This window comes from Limnohabitans sp. Hippo4, assembly GCF_003063605.1.
In the GTDB taxonomy this organism is placed as follows: Bacteria; Pseudomonadota; Gammaproteobacteria; order Burkholderiales; family Burkholderiaceae_C; genus Limnohabitans_A.
In genome coordinates this window covers 508,169-525,997 of record NZ_NESE01000002.1, presented here as the reverse complement: position 1 = coordinate 525,997, position 17,829 = coordinate 508,169, and the positions used below count along the sequence as shown (strand labels likewise).

The following is a 17,829-nucleotide window of genomic DNA, read 5'->3' as shown; positions in this document are numbered from 1 at the left end:
AGAATGAGCAACACCCCATCACTTCAGGGCATGACTCTGAAGGGCTTCACACCGCCCCTGCAACTGAGCCATTTCAAATTGATTGCCTTTGACATGGACTCCACCCTCATCAACATTGAATGCGTGGATGAAATTGCCGATGCAGCAGGACGCAAAGCAGAAGTGGCGGCCATCACCGAAGCCGCCATGCGCGGCGAAATTACCGATTACAAAGACAGTTTGCGCAAGCGGGTGGCCTTGCTCAAAGGCGTGACCGTGGCTCACATGGAAGAGGTTTTGAACAACCGACTGCAATTGAACCCTGGTGCAGAAAAACTGGTGAAGGCTTGCCAAGCTGCAGGCATGAAAGTGCTGTTGGTTTCAGGGGGCTTTACGTTCTTCACTGACCATGTGCGTGACCGACTTGGCATCAACTGGACACGGTCCAATGTGTTGGAAGTGGTGAATGGCGAGTTGACCGGCCGCATGGTGGACCAAGACTGGGGCGACATTTGCGACGGCGAAGAAAAGCGCAAGATGTTGTTGCAAACCTGTGCGCAAATGGGCATTGCGCCTTCTCAAGCTATTGCCATGGGCGATGGTGCCAACGACTTGCCCATGATGGGTGTGGCCGGTTTGTCGGTGGCCTATCACGCCAAGCCCAAGGTGCGTGAGCAAGCCATGGTGGCCATTGAAGAAGGCGGCCTGGACCGCCTGCTGGAAGTGTTTGAAAAAGCTGCGTAAGCTGCGGCTTAAGCTTTGCGGTGAACCTGAGGCACCCCCGCCTCTACCTCAAACTTGGCCAAGGTTTCAATCTTAGTTTGGGGTTGACGCACATCGTCGACCACGCGCAATTCGGTTTGAATTTGATTGGGCGTGAACTCCACCACACCGTAGCCTTTGCGCTCGCTGTCGGCAAAAATGAAGTGAGGATTTTCAGCCAAACGCTCTGCCAATTTGGCGTTGCCAGCAGAGCGCGCCGTGATACCAGCACCACAAAACTCCACCCCCAATTTGGCACTGTCGTCCTTATTGGCATCAGCCATGACATGACCTACCCAGTTTTCGTGCACATCGCCGCCAATGAGAACAGGATTCTTTAAAGCATTATTTTGCATGGACTGCGTCATGCGTAGGCGGGCCGCTGCATAGCCATCCCAGCCATCGTTCCACAAATATTGTCCAGCGCCTTGCCTGTAATCACGCCGGCCAAACAGCGTCTGTTGGGCAAGGACATTCCATACGCGTTGATCGTTACGCGCGTTGGCAAAGGATTGATGGAGCCACTGCTCTTGCGAGGAACCCAGCAGGGTTCTTTGTGGGTTGAGCCATTCTTCGCATTGGGCTGGATCGACCCAACCCGAGCCAAATCCCAAGCCTTTGTTGCAGACTTGCCGATCGCGGTATTGTCGATCGTCGAGCAAATAAATGTTGGCCAATTTGCCGTAAGTCACTTGCCCATAAATGCGCATTTCTGCCCCGCGCGCCAAACCTTCAAGCGAGCGCGTGAGTGCACTGGCACGCAGCGGCATGTGCTCGTAAAACGCTTGATAAGCTTGGGCACGCTGCGCTTCAAAATCAATCGTGATGTTGCCACTGAAACCTCGCACCAAACCTGCGTAGTCGTTGGACACTTCGTGGTCGTCCCATGTGACCAGCCATGGGCATTGGGCATGCATGGCTTGCAAACTCTTTTCACTTTTGTGCAGCGCATACCGATTGCGGTAATCCGACAAACTGGTCACCCAACCGCCAGTGGGCAAGCGAACTGAATTGGCGGCTGCCGCGTATTCGTAGATATAGTCACCCAAGAACAAGACTATGTCGAGGTTTTCTTGGGCCATGTGCTCGTAAGCACTGAAGTAGCCGTGCTCCCAACGCTGGCAGGACGCATAAGCCACACGGAGTTTTTGCACCATGGCTTCGGGGTGTGGCAAGGTTCGGGTGCGTCCGATCGCGCTTTGTGCATTGCCAAATTGAAAGCGGTAGAAATACCAACGATCGCTCTGCAAGCCTTCTAACTCTAGATGAACCGAGTGGGCCAATGCTGCCAAGGCCATCACCTGCCCTGTGCGACGGTTGAGTTTGAAGTGTTCGTCATCGGCCACTTCCCAAGTGACCGAAACATCACCCAACGCCAATGGCAATGTGCCGCTGCCGCCTTCGGGCATGAGGCGTGTCCACAACACTACCGAGTGGTGATTGGGGGAACCGCTGGCCACACCTAAACTGAATGGATTGTGCTTGAGAGGTGCCTGCGCAGAGGACACTGCATAGGTGAGTGGCGCAGCAGCGGCAACCGACCACCTGAGCCAGTCTCGCCTTGAATATGAATTCAAAAAGGATGCAGAAGATGTATCGGATTTTTTCAAATCAACCCAACCATTCTTTCAGCAATGCATTGAATTGTTCTGGCTTGTTGCTCATCACCCAGTGACCTGTGTCAAAGCCTTCAACCCTGGAGCCGGGGTGTGCCGCAATTTTTTCAAGCCACCGCTCTGAGTGAAACATGAAGGGCTTGCGTTTGCCGTAGATGTACAACATGGGCCGTGCTGTTGGCAAAATTTTGAGCGCGTTGCAAGCCAACTCAAAACCTTCCAAGGTGCCCATCCACTTCATGGCATAGGGGACGTTCATGCCCACATGCATGTCCCCTAATGGGCTGGGGCAACGCAAAGCTTTGGCCATGTAACGTGTCATGCGATTCGCCAATGGGCGTCCCATAGCACCAAAGATGTTGACCAGTTGCCAAGCCAAGGCCAACCAAATTTGATAACTGAACACGCCCCACTTGGCCTTGCCACTTAAAGAGGCATGAAGCGCTTTGGAGTTGTGGTCGCCAACATCCACAGCCACCATGCGATGGACGCGGTTGGGATGAACGGCAGCGTACTCGTAACCAAAAACACAACCCCAATCGTGCAAGACCAAGGTCACTGGCTTGTCGGGGCTCACAGCATTGACAACGTCGTTGATGAAGCTGACCATTTCGATCAGCGACTTGGGGGCCACCGGCGCATTGGCATCAAATGCTGGCAATGTGAAGCGCACGCAGCGATGTGTGTCCCGAAGGGCTAAAACCGTATCATTCCAAAGCGCCAGCGTGTCGGGCCAGCCATGCAACATCAGCAATGTGTCGGGGCCATTGCCTTCAATGTGAATGTCGACGCCTTGAATGTTCATGGGCATCAATGGGACGACGCCATGGCTTGTTTCAAACGCGCCACACCTTCCAAGATTTTGTCTTCGCCCACGGTGGCAAAACTCAAACGCAAGGTGCTGTGGTCTGGGTTTTGACAATAGAACGGTGCGCCAGGTACAAAGGCCACGCCTTGGTCGATGGCCATTTTGGCAAAGGTGTTGCCATCATTCACGTTGCCATTGGCACCCGTGAGATGGGCCCACACAAACAAGCCGCCTTGTGGCTGTACAAATGAAATGGCGTTGCCCAAATCTTTGCGAAGTGCATCGCACATGGTTTGCGCGCGACCCGCATACACTTTGCGCACTTTGTCCAAGGTGGCAGGCATTCGGCCTGCTTTGAGGTAGTGCGCGGCTGTAGCTTGTGCAAACGTACTGGTGTGCGCATCACTGAACTGCTTGCACATGACCGCGCGACTTAAAAGCTCAGAAGGCGCAATCATCCAACCCACGCGCAGGCCAGGGCTGAGTACTTTGGACAAGGAGCCGCAGTGCACCAACCAATCTCGGCTACCAGGCACCTGTGCACTCAGGGCCAACAAACTGGGCGGTGGTGCCTCGTTGAAATACAAATCGCCGTAGGGGTCGTCTTCCACCATCAGGGTTTGGTATTTGACGGCCAGCTCTAACAACTTTTTGCGGCGCGCCAAACTGAGCAAGGCACCGGTCGGGTTGCCAAATGTGGGGATGACATACACAAACTTTGGGCGATGTTCGGCAATGAGTTTTTCTAAGGCGACAGTGTCGACACCTTCGCCATCGACCGGAGCAGAAATGAGCTCGGCACCATACAACCTGAAGCACTGAATGGTTGCCAAAAATGTGGGGCCTTCCACAATCACTTTGTCGCCAGGGCTGATCATGGTTTTGCCAAGCAAGTCGAGTGCTTGCTGGCTGCCAGTGGTCACGATCAATTGATCGGCGGCCAAACCAGTCGCGCCCTTTTGTGCCATGAAGTGCGCCAACTGCTCGCGCAGGGGGCCGTAACCCTCGGTTGCGCCATATTGCAATGCAGCACCGGGTTCTTGAGACAAGGCTTGCGACGAAGCTTCGCGAATGCCTTCAACGTCAAACATGGCGCTGTCGGGGAAGCCACCGGCAAAGCTGATGATGCCGGGCTTGCCCAGAAGTTTGAACAACTCCCGAATGGCGGAGGTCTCGACATTGTTCAAACGATCGGCAAATTGCAAGGACATGGTGTATCTTCCACAAAACTCTTTGATAACAAAACAGCTGGCAAGCGACTATTCTGACTTGAAATCACAAGTCTGCAGCCTCATTCAGCTGATATTTTCTCTCATGAACGCACACAACATCGAACTCTTTTTTCATACGCTGAAAGAGGCCAATCCACTGCCCACCACCGAGCTGGCCTACACCTCGGTGTTTGAGTTGCTCACAGCCGTGCTTTTGTCTGCACAGGCCACTGATGTGAGCGTGAACAAAGCCACGCGCAAATTGTTTCCAGTGGCCAACACACCGCAAGCCATCTTGGCACTGGGCCAGGAGGGCCTTGAAAGTTACATCAAGACAATCGGCCTGTATCGCAACAAGGCCAGCAATTTGCTGAAAACCTGCCAAATTTTGATGGACCAGTACCAAGGCGAGATCCCCCGCTCACGCGACGCACTAGAGTCCTTGCCAGGGGTGGGCCGCAAAACCGCCAACGTGGTGCTGAATGTGGCCTTTGGTGAACCCACCATGGCCGTTGACACGCACATTTTCAGATTGGGCAACCGAACTGGCTTGGCGCCGGGCAAAACCCCATTGGCCGTGGAATTGAAATTATTGAAACGCATTCCGCCCAAGTATTTGGTGGATGCACACCACTGGCTCATTCTCCATGGCCGCTACGTCTGCCAAGCACGCAAGCCTTTGTGCCACCAATGCGCCGTGTCGGCTTGTTGCGACTTCAAGCCCAAAACGACACTTTAGGGTTTGGTATTTACTTGGGCAGTGCCACCCACCGAGTCGCGCCCTCTACATCGCCTTGCCATTCGCGCCACTGCAAGCGGTTTTGAAAGACACCGGACAAGGCTTGATGTGTGGCGGGATCATCGGGCAAGCCCGAGTGCACCAAACGACCTTCTGCCATCACCCACAGTGAATCAGCCTGCAAGGCCAAGTTCAGTTCGTGCAACACGCTGACCACCGCTGCACCTTGCTCTGTCAGGCACCGCACCCACTCCAACCAGTCAGCTTGATGCGGCACATCGACGCCTGCCAAAGGCTCATCCATGAGGTAGACCTTTGCCTGCACGGCCAAGGCTCGCGCCAGCAAAACCCGCTGGCGTTCGCCGCCTGAGAGTTGTCCCAAACTGCGCGCGCGCCACTCCCATGCCTGCACCGTTTTCAGTGCGACTTCAACTACCGCTTTGTCTTGCTCACTGGGCGATGCCAACCAAGACTGATGGGGCAGCCGGCCCAACATGGCCACATCGTAGACCGTTAAATCGTCTTGCCCTGCTTCTGCCTGACCCAGCCAGGCCAGTGATTGCGCTCGCTCTCGGCGATGCCATGAAGCCCAGGGTTGACCCAACAAACTAAGCTCGCCCGATGGCAAGGTCAATCCTGCCAAGGCTTTGAGCAAACTGGATTTGCCTGCGCCATTCGGCCCCACCAAGGCAATCCATTCACCTGCGTGCAAGGTGATGGACACATCATTGACCGCCTTGAAATCATCGTGAAGCACCGATACATGCTTGGCCGACAACACCGCCGCTGACTTGGCGTTCATGCGCGACCTCCCCTGCCACTGGTAGATTTTGGCGACATGCCGCGCATCAAATACAGCATGTAGCCGCCGCCCAAAATGGCCGTGAGCACACCCACCGGCAATTCAAGGGGTGCCATCAAACCCCGTGCCAACAAATCGGCGCCGCCCAACAACACCGCGCCCATCAGGCAAGACAAGCTGAGGGTTTTGCCATGAACGCCTTTGTAACGCGCGCGCACCAGGTGCGGTGCAGCCAATCCCACAAACGCGATCAAGCCCGTCTGCGCGACAGCGGCCGCCGTGCACAAGGCCAATACAGCCAACAACACCCAGCGCAAGGACTTGACCGGCAGCCCCAAGCTCAACGCGGTCGATTCACCCAATGCCAGGCCATCCAAAAGTGGACTGGCCGCATACGACACCAAGCCAGAGACGATCAAAACCCCCAACATGAGACCACAAGCAGGCCAACTGACGTAGGCTGTCGAGCCCAACATGAAGGACTGAACAGAACCTTGAATTTGCGGATACATCACAAGCAGCAATGAGGCGATGGCGCCCAACACCACCCCCACCACCACGCCAGCCAACAACAAACGCAAGGTGTGCTGAACACCCCACGACAGCAACAAGGACAAAGCCACAGCCAGCCACGCCCCCATGAAAGCCATGCCGGTGATGCCCACGCGCACAAACCAAGGCGATACGTCAAGTTGGCTGAGCATCACCATGCCCACGGCCACACCTAAACTGGCACCGGAGGCACTGCCCAACAAGTAGGGATCGGCCAAGGGGTTTCTAAACAAGCCTTGTGCCAAAGCCCCTGCCAAGCCCAACAATGCACCTGCCAAACATGCACCCAACGTTCTAGGCAATCGAATGTCGGCAATCAATGCGGCATCGGCTTGAAAGGCTGAGACAGCCCACCCCTCGCTTCCCACCACCGCGCCTGCCAACACCATCAGTGTGAGCAACAAGCCCAACTGCCATGCGAGTTGAGAAGCTGAAGATACTTTGCGAGCGTTCATGGCAATTTCATTCTGCACTCAAGCGGGGTAAAGCCGCTTCAGGCAAGCCACCATCAAATCAGCCGCTTCTGGAATGCGAGGCCCAGATCGAACAACGATGTCGGACTGCTCTGGGCTGAAGCTGCAAATTTTGTGCTGTTGAATGGCTTCAATGCGCTGCCAACCGGGTCGGGTTTTCAGATCCGTTGCCGCGCGTTCACCCATGAAAATAATTTGCGGATTGGCTTTGACCACAAACTCTGGATTGACCTGCGGAAAAGAACCCATCGATGCCCCAATCACATTGACCAAGCCCAATCGCTTCAGTGTTTCACCAATGTAGGAGGCTTCGCCCGCTGCAAAGTAACCACTCCCCGCTTCAAAATAAATGCGCGCACCCACTGCAGATTTGGGAACGCGCGCTGCAGCAGCGTCTAATTTTTGTTGAATGCTTTGCCACAAAGTTTCTGAGCGAACTTTGGCATCGGGCAAATGCAATGCGCCAGCGATGTGGTGAATCACGCGGCGCATGTCCTCTTGACTTTGAGGCTCCAAGGCCACCACTTTGATGCCCATCGATTCCAAGCGCTGGGTCACACGGGCCGACCGCGCCAGCAACACCAAGTCGGGCTTCAACTTCACCAAAGCTTCCAACTGGGTGTCGTCCAAGCCGCCCAATTGAGGCAAGCTTTTCACGCGCTTTGGCCAATTGCTGTAGCGATCAACGCCCACCAACAGATCGCATGCTTTGAGCTCGCAGACAATTTCGCCCAAAGAAGGCAACAAAGTGATGACGCGTTGCGGCGCCTTGTCGACCACCACCACGCGGCCGCGGTCGTCGGTCAGCGTGTAGGGCGTGATGCTTGGAGACGCTGATGTGCCTTGCGCAAGTGCAGTGGACGCCATGGAAATAGCACCTGCAGAGACCACTGCACAAGCAGTGGCCCCCCACATTGTTCGCAAGCATTTCAACGTGTTCATGCGCATGTCAGACGTGATGCCCAAGCGTTAAAGCTTAGGCGTCCAATTCAAGCCAGCAAACACACCACGCTTGGGCATGTTGTAGCCATAAATGGTTTGGTAGTTGGCATTGCCTGCGTTTTCAAGCCGCATGTTCAAGCGCAGCTCTGGGGTCAGAGCTTGGCTGGCAGTGAAGTCCAGCACAGCATACGATTTGAGCGTTTTCGAATCGTCTGTGCGTGCGCCGTTGTAGCGCCACTGAATGCCCGTATCCCACTTGCCAATGCTTTGCAGCAATCCAACCTGCGCCAGCGTTTTGGCACGACGCGCCAACGCTTGGTGCGTGATTTCGTTTTGCGGATCTTGCGACGTGAAGCTCAAGCGCCATTGTTGGGCGCCCACGCCTGGCAATTGCCATTTGCCAGCCAGTGCCACTTCCACACCTTGGTTTTTGGCCTTGGCGATGTTGGTGCGCGTCCAATTGGCATCGTTGTCAATCAGGTCGGTGTAACGGTTTTCAAAGGCTGTGAGGCGTGCATTCCAGGAAGCTTGCGTGTATTGCATACCGACTTCGTTGGACCGCGCTTGCTCAGGCTTGAGCAAAGGATTGCCACCCCATGGGTAGTACAAGTCGTTGAAGGTTGGCGCCATGAAACCAGTTGATGAACTGGCCTTCAAGCGCAAATCTGGCGTGACGAAATACGCATAGCCTGCATACCAGGTGCTTGCGTTGCCAAGGTCAGAGTACTGATCGCGACGCACATTCAATTGCCACTGCTGATTTTCCAGTTTGGCTTGATAACCCAAACGCAATGAATTGAGGGTGCGCTCGGACAAACTGTATTCGGTATCACTCGCCAATTTTTGACGCGTGTTTTCATACCCCGAAGTGATCGAATGATTCGGCCAAAGTGTCCACACGGCACCCACTGCAGAGGTTTGCGACTGTGAGTTCACAAAGTAAGGATAGGCCGTCACGGCGGCGTTGAGCTTGTCTTCTTGCTGCCCCACAGACACATCCCACTGCAAATCTTTGGAAGCCTTGTAAGAGCCATTCAGCAAGACGTTGCGCAACACACTCTTGGATTCATCGGCTTGGTTGGCAGGTCCCCACTGGCTGTCGTATTGCACCGTGGCATGCGTTTCGCGCAGCATCAAACCCATGCGACCCGCTTCGAATTCTTGCGACAAGTTCACAGCATGTGACGTGTGGCTGTAACCATCGCGATCGGGGTTGGTGCCAAGCCGTTGCAAGGAATTGATGGCGTTGAAGCCTTTGCTTTCTGTTGTTTCAGTAGACGCATTCACACCAAAACCAGAAGCCCACTTTTGGCCCGCACTGACCTGGGCGCTTCTGAAGCCCTCAGAGCCCACTTGCCCTGAAGCCTCTAGCCATGGGCCTTTCAAGCCCTCGCCTGCATTTTGTCGTGTGAAGATTTGAATCACACCGCCCAAAGCAGCACTGCCGTACAGACTCGACACATTGCCACGAACCACTTCGATGCGCTCAATGCCATTCAAGGGCAAATGCTCCAGCGCGGCCAAATTGAAATTGAGGTTGTTCATGGGCAAGCCGTCCACCAACACCAAGGCGTGACGCGACTCTGCACCCCGCATGAACAAGGAAGCCACCCCACCCATGCCACCCGATTGGGTGATTTCCATGCCCGCCAAGTTTTGCAAGAGCGTCGGCACATCTTTGGCCTGCGAACGCTCAATGTCAGCGCGTGTCAGCACCGACACATCGGGCAGTGCATCCTGGGCGCGCTGCATGACGCGGCTGGCCGTGATGACGGTGTCTGGTAAAAAAGTTTGTGCCAATGCGTGAGAGATCGCCATAGGCGACACGGCCATGCTGGCAACGAGGACTTTGCAAGTGAGTTTCATGGATAACCTAACAGTTTTGTGTTCTCACCGCCTTCCCCGACAGTGCATGAACGTACGGTTCTCCGTGAGGAAAACCACCTTGTTGGCCGGTATCCGGGCTAAGCAGATCGACCTCCATCACCTTCCCAAATGCCTGTTTCAGGGCACTCAGTGGCGATTGATGAAAGCGGGGCTTTGAAAAAGCCCGTCTGCTGACCGTTGCGGGGGCAGCGCAGGTGGAGTTAACCCCGAGGGGGATGGCTCTCCTGCTTCCCGTTGAACTGAAACTTGCGAACCAAGTCTCGAGCACCAACAAAGTACATTGTAAGATGTCACCTTGCACCAAGCCTACAATGCTAGAAATTACAATGGCTCTGACATGACGAACCCCACCACCGTCGACCAGATTGCAGAACGCGTCGAGCACCTCTTGCTCAGGCACGAAGAATTGCAAAAGACCAATGCACTGCTGCTGCAGCAGGTGCTGGCAGTTTCCCACGAGCGCGACTTGCTCAAGTCCAAGTTGGCCGCCGCCCGTTCTCGCGTAGACGCCCTGATTGAGCGACTGCCCCAAAACTCCTCTTCTGACACCGACGCATGAGCACCAAACAGCTTGAAGTTCAAATCATGGGCCAAAGCTACCTGCTGGGCTGCCCAGTGGGGGGAGAAGATCGCCTGTTGGCTGCCGTTGACAAAGTCGACCAAGCCATGTGCAAGGTCCGCGACGCCGGCAAAATCAAAGCACGTGACCGCATTGCGGTATTGGCAGCCCTCAATCTGGCCTTTGAACAAGCCGAAGCCCCGCCTTCGGCTGACAAGCAAGCCTCCGCTACTGAAACCCCCGAAACCACCGCAGCCCTGAGTGACTCCGATCACGAACGCTTGGGTCAGCTGTTGAAAAAACTGGATCAGGCCCTCCACCAGGATGGTCAACTGATTTAGTCTCACAAGCCCGGCTTTGAGTTAAGCCTACAATCGCGCTGTCTGCAGTGCATGCTGGGCTTTATATTTCCTTGAACCAATGCTCTTAGAGCCCGGGCTTGGTACATTGTCTGGTGAGCGTGATCGTCTCGCGTCAGATGAACCCAACGCCAGTCTGCCCTCGCCCACCTGAACCCCGGTTCAGGATGCCGGTCCAGTGGCACTTGCAGACACCTTATTCAATCATTTCTCAAAGCCCTTCTTATGTTTTTAGAACCTACCCTCATCGCTGAACTGGCCGCACTGGGCCTGCTCACTGGATTTTTGGCGGGACTATTGGGCATTGGCGGCGGCATGGTCATGGTGCCCTTTCTCACCCTCATGCTGGGCGACGAAGGGGTTAGCGCCGATTTGGCCGTCAAGATGGCCATTGCCACCTCCATGGCCACCATCATCTTCACCTCCATCTCCAGTGTTCGCGCGCACCACAAAAAAGGCGCTGTGCGTTGGGATCTGGTCAAAGGACTGGCCCCGGGCATTGTGATGGGCAGCTTCTTGGCCAGCATGGGTGCTTTTGCCGCACTCAAGGGGTCTTATTTGGCGCTGTTCTTTGCGCTGTTTGTCGGCTTCTCTGCCACTCAAATGTTCTTGGACAAAAAACCAGCCCCCAATCGCCAAGTGCCAGGCACGCCCGGCTTGTTAGGCGCTGGCGGTGTCATTGGCTTTTTGTCGGGCATGGTAGGCGCCGGCGGCGGTTTTGTCAGCGTGCCCTTCATGACTTGGTGCAACGTGGCCATTCACAATGCTGTGGCCACCAGCTCAGCATTGGGCTTCCCCATTGCTTTGGCCAACGTCATTGGCTATGTGGTTGCAGGACAAGACGTCCCCAATTTACCTGAGCACAGCTTTGGTTATTTGTGGCTGCCAGGTTTGGTGGTCATCGCCAGCTGTAGCGTGTTCATGGCCCCCATGGGTGCAAGTGCGGCGCACAAACTTCCTGTTAAACAATTGAAGCGCACATTTGCCTTCGTGCTGTATTTGCTGGCCGCTTACATGCTGTACAAAGGTTTTACGGCCTAAATCACCGTCAGGTCACGCACCAAGGGGCTTGGTTGTGCGCCAAGCCCATCCACAAGGCCCAGCCCGATGTGCAGGCCAGCGCCAGACCCGCCAGGCGAATGCCCCAAGCACCGTCCCCAAGGGTTTTCAGCTTCAAGAGCAACCAGGGCGCCAATCCCAAGCTCACGCCACTGCCCAGCGCAAAACAAGCCATGGTGAGTGCACCGTCAAGCACATTGCCCGTGAGGGCCGCCACCATGAGGGCTGAATAAAGCAGGCCGCAGGGCATCAGGGCCCACAAAACACCAACGACCATCGGTGCAATTTTTCCCCAATGGGCATTCAAGCGCCGAATTTTGGCCCAGAGTTGCTGCGCACTTTGATCGAGCCAAACGGGTTGTTTGGCCTGCCAAATCAACAAGAGGCCCAAGACGACGGCCGCCACATGCAACATGCTCCAGACGGGCCTCAAGGCCGCTGACTCAACAGTCAGCCAGCCCAAGGCTTGGACACTGAGGGCCGCCAAGCCGCCCATCAGGCTGTAGCCCAGCCAGCGTCCTATTTGGAAGGACAACAGCGCCCTGTTTTGATTCGCGCCTGCCACCTGCCCCATGCCTGCACAGGCAGCGCCGCACATGGCGACGCAATGTGGCCCACCGGCCAATCCCATGATCAAAGCCGTGAGGGCTAAGGAAGTCTGCATGCAGCGTTAGATGATTTTCGAAAAGCGAGTTCGGTTGCGGTCAGCTTGCAAATACTTGTCAAAGACCATGGCCACACCCCGAACAAAAAACCAGCCCATGGGTGTGACTTGCAATCCGCCATCCGACAACTCTACCAAACCTTGCGTCTGCAAGCTTTCAAGTTGGCTCAATTCACTGGCAAAGTATTTTTTGGCATCGATCAGCCAAGCTTCGTTGAAGGCATCGTACTGAACATGGCCCTGACACATGATAGCCATGATCCAGGCACGGCGGATCAGATCATCTCGCGACAAAGCCAAACCCTTGACGATGGGCAATTGGCCGTTGTCGAGCATGTCGACATACTCTTCCATGGTCTTTGCGTTTTGGCTGTAGGTACCGCCCATGCGGCCAATGGCCGATACGCCAAGGCCGATCAAATCGCAATCGGGCTGGGTACTGTAGCCTTGGAAGTTTCGGTGCAAACGGCCTTGGCGCTTGGCCACGGCCAAGGCATCGCTTGGCAAAGCAAAGTGGTCCATGCCTACATACACATACCCCGCATTCATGAGCGCATCCATGGACCGTGACAGCATGGCAATTTTGCTGGAAGCCACTGGCAATTCAGCGGCCAAAATTCGGCGCTGCGGTTTGAAACGCTCTGGCAAATGGGCATAGGCGTACAAGGCAATACGGTCCGGACGCAGCTCATTCACTTGCTTCAAAGTGCGGTCAAAAGATTCAGGCGTTTGCTTGGGCAATCCATAAATCAAATCGACATTGACCGACTCAAACCCCATCTTGCGTGCAGAGGCCACCAACGCAAAAACTTGGACTGCAGGTTGGATTCGGTGTACTGCTTTTTGCACCTCGGGGTCAAAGTCTTGAACGCCAAAGCTCAAGCGGTTAAAGCCCAATTCAAGCAGCAAAGCCAAGCGCTCGTCATTCACCGTGCGGGGATCGACTTCCACCGAATATTCGCCGCCTGCAACAAAGTTGAAACTGCGCTTGAGCACAGACATCAATTCGCGCAACTCATCATTGCTCAAAAAAGTGGGCGTGCCGCCACCCAGGTGCAACTGGCTGACCGACTGACCTATGCCAATGGACGAGGTGTACAGCTCAACTTCCTTGGCCAAATAGCGCAAGTAGGGTTCGGCTTTTTCGTGGTGCTTGGTGATGATTTTGTTGCAAGCACAGTAGTAGCAAAGCGACTCACAAAATGGAATGTGCACATAGATCGACAAAGGCCTGTTTTTTTGTCCCAGACCTTGATTGCGCAAATCCAGCGCCTGACGCAAATCCTGCTGGGAAAATGCTTCCACAAACCTGTCTGCTGTGGGGTAGGACGTATAGCGGGGGCCTGGCACGTCAAAGCGTGTCAGCAATTCAGGCGTCAAAAAGGACATGCGGAAGTTCCCAAGGCTGGCATATTTATAGGCTTTAGCTAATGTGCCTTTTCAAGGAGCGCCAAAACTTGACTTAAATCAAATTAAGCGTACTTGGGCCCCTTAAAAAAGTTTAATGAAAGCTTGAGATGCGTCAATCGCATCAAGTAGGTATAAGCTAAGGCCTTGACTTGTCGCAATGTCATTTTTCAGAACCGAGAACGCTATGAAACCAGAAATTATCAAAGTCGCATGTTCCAACTGCAACTTACGCGAACTCTGCATGCCAATGGGCCTGTCTGACAACGACCTTCAAAAGCTAGATGAGGTGGTGGCCACTCGCCGCAAAATCAAACGTGGCAGCACCTTGTTCAGCAATGGAGAAAAGTTCACCTCCCTGTATGCCATTCGCACAGGTTTTTTCAAAACTTGCTTGGCGTCCGAAGACGGCCGAGACCAAGTGACCGGCTTTCAAATGGCTGGCGAAATCATTGGCCTAGATGGCATCGTGAACGACCGTCACAGCTGCGATGTAGTGGCCTTAGAAGATGCCGAAGTTTGCGTCATGCCCTTTGATCGCATTGAAGAAATTTCCCGCGAGGTAACCGCCTTGCAACACCATGTCCACAAAATAATGAGCCGAGAAATCGTGCGCGAACATGGCGTCATGCTGTTGTTGGGCAGCATGCGTGCCGAGGAACGTTTGGCGGCCTTTTTGTTGAACTTGGTGCAGCGCTTGCACTCACGCGGTTTTTCACAGTCAGAATTGGTTCTGCGCATGACCCGCGAAGAAATTGGCAGTTACTTGGGTCTCAAACTTGAAACAGTCAGCCGCACTTTCTCCAAATTTGTCGAGGATGGCATTGTCGAAGTGAAACAACGCCACGTGAAAATTTTGGACACCGAGGCGCTACAGCGCATGGTGAATACGCAACCTCAATGCCATTGAGGCACAGTTCAAAGACTTAGCAGCAACCCTTGTCGCCCTCTGCACCTTGCGTGCAATTGGGGGGGCGTTTGTCCACCGGCACAGGACATCGATTGACCTCGAAGGGTGACATGGACAACAGCGTGGTGAGGCTACTCGACACCATGGCCAATGCCCAAAACACAAAAAATGACACGGTGTACACGCCTTGCCTTGACAGGGTCATTTGCTGACCGAACCAATGCATGTCCTCGGGGTCAAACATGCCAAACACCACCAACTCTAGCAAGCCTGCCACCAAAAAGGCGGGCCACACAATCCACATCAGTCTTTGAGCCAGCATGTTTGTCTCCAGTTTTGTTATTTTTTCGAGGCTGGAACGACGCCCGTTGCTGCGTGGTTTCGAGCTTGCAGCGCAGGGGCCATGGCAGCGTCTAATTTTTCTTGATTTTCAATGGCATTGCGTGGGTTCAGTGCCTCAGTTGGCAGGACCGGGTCGGGAATGGTGATCGCCAAGTAAAGCGTCGCAAAAGCCGCCACCACCACCACAGCTGGGCCAGCAATGATCATCCAGACCATGCCAAACGACCACCAAGGCTTGGCTTGGCTCACATTTGAATGCGTCAAAGTGTTTGTATTCATGAAGCGCTCGTTTCTTGATGTGTGAGTCGGATGAAGCTTATCGCGGAATTAAAAAGACAGACTTCTCTTCAAGCAGCGTATGGCCTGTTTCGTTGTCATCCGAAGCTTCAATGGTAAATCGCACAGGGTATGAACCAGGCACGGCGGAATCATAAGGAACTTGAAGTCGAACTGAAACCCAACGTGATTGGGTGGACTCCACCGTCAAATCTTCGGAGTCTGTGAGCACTTTCAGTTCATACATGCCCTCAGCCGTCACTTTGAAATGTTGGCGTTTTTCAGCGGCATTCATGATCTGCAAACGGTACACATTTTCAATGTTGCCGCCGCTGACGATCCGCGCCAATGTTGCCCTGTCGCGAACCACATCCACTTTGAAGGACTTTCGCGTCAGCAAACTGCCAAACAACAAGGCCACGACCAACAACAAAATACCTGTATAAATGAGCACCCGAGGCCTGAAGATGTGCTTCAAGGTTTGCGACGAAGTCCACTTGTTTTGCATCGCATGTTGGGTGGAATATTTCACCAAGCCCCGCGGATATCCCACCTTGTCCATCACGGTGTCACAGACATCGGCACATGCGCCGCAGCCAATGCATTCGTATTGCAAGCCATTGCGAATGTCGATGCCTGTGGGGCAAACTTGCACACACAAAGTGCAATCAACGCACGCACCTAAACTCAGGGTGGCCAAATCTGCTTTTTTGGAACGTGCGCCCCGCGGTTCACCGCGCTCTGCGTCGTACGTGACAATCAGGGTGTCTTTGTCGAACATGGCGCTTTGAAAGCGCGCATAGGGGCACATGTACTTGCAAACTTGTTCGCGCATGAAGCCGGCATTGCCGTAGGTGGCAAAGCCGTAGAAGAAGACCCAAAACACTTCCCAGGACGACATGTTGCCCAAAAAGAATTCCATGCCCAGTTCACGGATGGGTGTGAAGTAACCAACAAAGGTAAAGCCAGTCCAAATGGACAAACCAATCCAAAGGAAATGTTTGTACCATTTCTTGACCAGTTTCTCCAAGGACATGTCTTGAGAGTCAAGGCGCATGCGCGCTGTGCGATCGCCCTCCACTTTGCGCTCTATCCACATGAAAATTTCGCTGTAGACCGTTTGAGGGCATGCATAGCCACACCACAAACGACCCGCGATGGCGGTGAATAAGAACAAAGAAAATGCGGAGATGACCAACAAGCCTGTCAAATAAATGAAGTCTTGTGGATAGAGAACGATGCCAAAAATATAAAAGCGCCTGACACCCAAATCAAAGAGCACCGCTTGGCGCTGCCCCCACTCTAGCCAGGGCAAGCAATAAAAAATAATTTGCGTTAAAAAAACGAACCCCCAGCGCCATTTGGCAAAAATGCCTTGAACACTTCGCGGGTAAATTTTTTGATGGGACGCATAAAGTTCACCCCATGCGCCCTCTTCGGAGGCATCGATCGCCCCTTCTTGGGAAGGAACAATGGGGATCACTTTACGCTTTGTCTGATCTGCAGATTCCAAAACAGTTCTCTTGATGATTTAGCCGCAGATTATTTAGCAGCCGGCTGATTGGAGAGACCCCAAACATACGAAGCCAAGACATGAAGTTGTGGATCTGTGAGTTTGCCTGCTTGTGCGGGCATCTGATTGACCTTGCCGTTGTTGACCATGGCAATGATGGCGTTTTCACCCCAACCATGAAGCCAGATGTCATCCGTCAGGTTAGGCGCACCAATGGTTTGGTTACCTTTGCCATCAGGGCCGTGACAAGCCGCACAGGCTACAAACTTAGGCTTACCCAAAGAAGCGCGCAACGCATCGTGCGGGCTGTTGGACAAACTCAAGACATAGTGCGCCACATTGCGAACATCGTCAGCAGATCCCACAGCAGCTGCCATGGGGGGCATATTACCTATGCGCCCCTTCACCAATGTTTCTTTGATTTTTTCGTGGGTGCCACCGTATAACCAATCTTTGTCGGTCAAATTGGGGAAGCCTTTGCCACCTCGCGCATCAGAGCCGTGGCACTGAGCACAATTGTTCATGAACAAACGATCGCCGATGGCCATGGCTTGGGGATCTTTGGCCACGTCTTCTGGCGGCATGCCAGCAAATTTGGCGTACAAAGGTTCAAGCGCTTGATTGGCTTTGGCCACTTCTGCATCGTATTGACCCGCTGATGACCAGCCCAATTTACCCGCACTGTTACCCAAGCCCGGGTACAGCGCAAGGTAAGCCAATGCAAACACGATGGTGATTAAAAACAGACCCACCCACCAACGTGGCAATGGATTGTTCATTTCACGCAAATCGCCATCCCAAACGTGCCCTGTGGTGTTGTCGTGGGCGGTCATGGCTTTGGCTTTGCCGCTGAAGTACAGCAACAGCAAACATGCCACGATGCCGACCAACGCAATGCCGGCCACATACAAAGACCAGAAATTGCTTGTGAAGTCACTCATTTCAGATTCTCTTTCTATTCGTTGATCT

General features: G+C 54.0%; 19 protein-coding genes and 1 riboswitch. Of the genes, 6 read left to right on the top strand and 13 right to left on the bottom strand.

The features are described from left to right. The first annotated feature begins 3 nt into the window (after window positions 1–3). Window positions 4–723 (top strand): phosphoserine phosphatase SerB, encoded by a 720-nt coding sequence (gene serB / locus B9Z46_RS07970; protein WP_055361024.1) that lies wholly within the window; start codon window positions 4–6, stop codon window positions 721–723. Window positions 724–731: 8 nt separating this feature from the next. Here the strand turns inward: serB and B9Z46_RS07965 are convergent, their stop codons facing one another. From B9Z46_RS07965 to B9Z46_RS07955, 3 genes are read right to left on the bottom strand one after another with little or no spacing between them, the layout of a single operon-like run. Beyond that, window positions 732–2,318 (bottom strand): alkaline phosphatase, encoded by a 1,587-nt coding sequence (locus tag B9Z46_RS07965; protein ID WP_108255834.1) that lies wholly within the window; start codon window positions 2,316–2,318, stop codon window positions 732–734. A gap of 34 nt (window positions 2,319–2,352) precedes the next feature. Next, complete coding sequence (locus B9Z46_RS07960) at window positions 2,353–3,162, bottom strand: alpha/beta fold hydrolase (protein WP_108255832.1); 810 nt, start codon at window positions 3,160–3,162, stop codon at window positions 2,353–2,355. Window positions 3,163–3,167: 5 nt separating this feature from the next. Next, window positions 3,168–4,370 (bottom strand): PLP-dependent aminotransferase family protein, encoded by a 1,203-nt coding sequence (locus B9Z46_RS07955; protein ID WP_199220582.1) that lies wholly within the window; start codon window positions 4,368–4,370, stop codon window positions 3,168–3,170. A gap of 109 nt (window positions 4,371–4,479) precedes the next feature. Between B9Z46_RS07955 and nth the strand changes: the two genes are divergently transcribed. Next, a complete protein-coding gene (gene nth / locus B9Z46_RS07950) occupies window positions 4,480–5,115 on the top strand; it encodes an endonuclease III (protein ID WP_108255830.1) in 636 nt (211 codons plus the stop codon). Between the two features lie 10 nt (window positions 5,116–5,125). On the opposite strand, the gene B9Z46_RS07945 is transcribed toward nth, so the two are convergent. The 4 genes from B9Z46_RS07945 to B9Z46_RS07930 form a co-directional block, all read right to left on the bottom strand. Next, window positions 5,126–5,917, bottom strand: a complete 792-nt coding sequence (locus B9Z46_RS07945) for an ABC transporter ATP-binding protein (RefSeq protein ID WP_108255447.1) — start codon at window positions 5,915–5,917, stop codon at window positions 5,126–5,128. Further along, entirely contained in the window at window positions 5,914–6,924 is a 1,011-nt protein-coding gene (locus B9Z46_RS07940) for an iron ABC transporter permease (protein WP_108255828.1), read from the bottom strand. The genes B9Z46_RS07945 and B9Z46_RS07940 overlap by 4 nt, the downstream gene beginning before the upstream one ends. A gap of 18 nt (window positions 6,925–6,942) precedes the next feature. Next, the gene (locus tag B9Z46_RS07935; RefSeq protein WP_108255445.1) at window positions 6,943–7,809 is read right to left on the bottom strand and encodes an ABC transporter substrate-binding protein; all 867 of its coding nucleotides are present in this window, start codon (window positions 7,807–7,809) and stop codon (window positions 6,943–6,945) included. Window positions 7,810–7,911: 102 nt separating this feature from the next. After that, entirely contained in the window at window positions 7,912–9,750 is a 1,839-nt protein-coding gene (locus B9Z46_RS07930; protein ID WP_108255443.1) for a TonB-dependent receptor domain-containing protein, read from the bottom strand. 66 nt (window positions 9,751–9,816) lie between these two features. Next, window positions 9,817–10,058, bottom strand: a riboswitch (cobalamin riboswitch). 50 nt (window positions 10,059–10,108) lie between these two features. On the opposite strand from B9Z46_RS07930, the gene B9Z46_RS07925 reads away from it, so the two are divergent. From B9Z46_RS07925 to B9Z46_RS07915, 3 genes are all read left to right on the top strand, one after another. Then, a complete protein-coding gene (locus B9Z46_RS07925; protein ID WP_108255826.1) occupies window positions 10,109–10,330 on the top strand; it encodes a DUF904 domain-containing protein in 222 nt (73 codons plus the stop codon). Then, a complete protein-coding gene (locus B9Z46_RS07920) occupies window positions 10,327–10,671 on the top strand; it encodes a cell division protein ZapA (protein ID WP_108255441.1) in 345 nt (114 codons plus the stop codon). The genes B9Z46_RS07925 and B9Z46_RS07920 overlap by 4 nt, the downstream gene beginning before the upstream one ends. A 243-nt stretch (window positions 10,672–10,914) precedes the next feature. Further along, window positions 10,915–11,730: a sulfite exporter TauE/SafE family protein gene (locus tag B9Z46_RS07915; protein WP_108255439.1), complete on the top strand. Its 816-nt coding sequence runs from the start codon at window positions 10,915–10,917 to the stop codon at window positions 11,728–11,730. Window positions 11,731–11,737: 7 nt separating this feature from the next. Here the strand turns inward: B9Z46_RS07915 and B9Z46_RS07910 are convergent, their stop codons facing one another. Together B9Z46_RS07910 and hemN are read right to left on the bottom strand one after the other, a co-directional pair. Continuing rightward, a complete protein-coding gene (locus B9Z46_RS07910) occupies window positions 11,738–12,412 on the bottom strand; it encodes a sulfite exporter TauE/SafE family protein (protein WP_108255437.1) in 675 nt (224 codons plus the stop codon). A 6-nt stretch (window positions 12,413–12,418) separates the two neighbouring features. After that, window positions 12,419–13,801: an oxygen-independent coproporphyrinogen III oxidase gene (gene hemN / locus B9Z46_RS07905; protein WP_108255435.1), complete on the bottom strand. Its 1,383-nt coding sequence runs from the start codon at window positions 13,799–13,801 to the stop codon at window positions 12,419–12,421. A 205-nt stretch (window positions 13,802–14,006) separates the two neighbouring features. Here hemN and fnr point away from each other — a divergent pair, with 205 nt between their 5' ends. Beyond that, window positions 14,007–14,729: a fumarate/nitrate reduction transcriptional regulator Fnr gene (gene fnr / locus B9Z46_RS07900; protein WP_108255433.1), complete on the top strand. Its 723-nt coding sequence runs from the start codon at window positions 14,007–14,009 to the stop codon at window positions 14,727–14,729. Window positions 14,730–14,745: 16 nt separating this feature from the next. Here fnr and B9Z46_RS07895 read toward each other — a convergent pair whose 3' ends face one another. The 4 genes from B9Z46_RS07895 to ccoP are packed head-to-tail and all read right to left on the bottom strand — an operon-like array spanning window position 14,746 to window position 17,801. Next, window positions 14,746–15,051 carry a hypothetical protein gene (locus B9Z46_RS07895; protein ID WP_055361037.1) on the bottom strand — a complete coding sequence of 102 codons (306 nt, stop codon included), beginning with the start codon at window positions 15,049–15,051 and terminating at the stop codon, window positions 14,746–14,748. A gap of 17 nt (window positions 15,052–15,068) precedes the next feature. After that, on the bottom strand, window positions 15,069–15,350 hold the full coding sequence (locus B9Z46_RS07890; RefSeq protein WP_108255431.1) for a nitrogen fixation protein FixH: 282 nt from the start codon (window positions 15,348–15,350) through the stop codon (window positions 15,069–15,071). 37 nt (window positions 15,351–15,387) lie between these two features. After that, entirely contained in the window at window positions 15,388–16,860 is a 1,473-nt protein-coding gene (ccoG, locus tag B9Z46_RS07885; protein ID WP_108255429.1) for a cytochrome c oxidase accessory protein CcoG, read from the bottom strand. 29 nt (window positions 16,861–16,889) lie between these two features. Then, complete coding sequence (gene ccoP / locus B9Z46_RS07880) at window positions 16,890–17,801, bottom strand: cytochrome-c oxidase, cbb3-type subunit III (protein ID WP_108255427.1); 912 nt, start codon at window positions 17,799–17,801, stop codon at window positions 16,890–16,892. Between the last annotated feature and the right edge of the window lie 28 nt (window positions 17,802–17,829).

What these genes read in the sequence shown, in the direction of transcription:
- serB (WP_055361024.1), top strand. Translation starts at nt 4, where the DNA reads ATGAGCAACACCCCATCACTTCAGGGCATGACTCTGAAGGGCTTCACA.
- B9Z46_RS07960 (WP_108255832.1), bottom strand. Translation starts at nt 3,162, where the DNA reads ATGAACATTCAAGGCGTCGACATTCACATTGAAGGCAATGGCCCCGAC.
- nth (WP_108255830.1), top strand. Translation starts at nt 4,480, where the DNA reads ATGAACGCACACAACATCGAACTCTTTTTTCATACGCTGAAAGAGGCC.
- B9Z46_RS07945 (WP_108255447.1), bottom strand. Translation starts at nt 5,917, where the DNA reads ATGAACGCCAAGTCAGCGGCGGTGTTGTCGGCCAAGCATGTATCGGTG.
- B9Z46_RS07940 (WP_108255828.1), bottom strand. Translation starts at nt 6,924, where the DNA reads ATGAACGCTCGCAAAGTATCTTCAGCTTCTCAACTCGCATGGCAGTTG.
- B9Z46_RS07935 (WP_108255445.1), bottom strand. Translation starts at nt 7,809, where the DNA reads ATGGCGTCCACTGCACTTGCGCAAGGCACATCAGCGTCTCCAAGCATC.
- B9Z46_RS07930 (WP_108255443.1), bottom strand. Translation starts at nt 9,750, where the DNA reads ATGAAACTCACTTGCAAAGTCCTCGTTGCCAGCATGGCCGTGTCGCCT.
- B9Z46_RS07925 (WP_108255826.1), top strand. Translation starts at nt 10,109, where the DNA reads ATGACGAACCCCACCACCGTCGACCAGATTGCAGAACGCGTCGAGCAC.
- B9Z46_RS07920 (WP_108255441.1), top strand. Translation starts at nt 10,327, where the DNA reads ATGAGCACCAAACAGCTTGAAGTTCAAATCATGGGCCAAAGCTACCTG.
- B9Z46_RS07915 (WP_108255439.1), top strand. Translation starts at nt 10,915, where the DNA reads ATGTTTTTAGAACCTACCCTCATCGCTGAACTGGCCGCACTGGGCCTG.
- B9Z46_RS07910 (WP_108255437.1), bottom strand. Translation starts at nt 12,412, where the DNA reads ATGCAGACTTCCTTAGCCCTCACGGCTTTGATCATGGGATTGGCCGGT.
- hemN (WP_108255435.1), bottom strand. Translation starts at nt 13,801, where the DNA reads ATGTCCTTTTTGACGCCTGAATTGCTGACACGCTTTGACGTGCCAGGC.
- fnr (WP_108255433.1), top strand. Translation starts at nt 14,007, where the DNA reads ATGAAACCAGAAATTATCAAAGTCGCATGTTCCAACTGCAACTTACGC.
- B9Z46_RS07895 (WP_055361037.1), bottom strand. Translation starts at nt 15,051, where the DNA reads ATGCTGGCTCAAAGACTGATGTGGATTGTGTGGCCCGCCTTTTTGGTG.
- B9Z46_RS07890 (WP_108255431.1), bottom strand. Translation starts at nt 15,350, where the DNA reads ATGAATACAAACACTTTGACGCATTCAAATGTGAGCCAAGCCAAGCCT.
- ccoP (WP_108255427.1), bottom strand. Translation starts at nt 17,801, where the DNA reads ATGAGTGACTTCACAAGCAATTTCTGGTCTTTGTATGTGGCCGGCATT.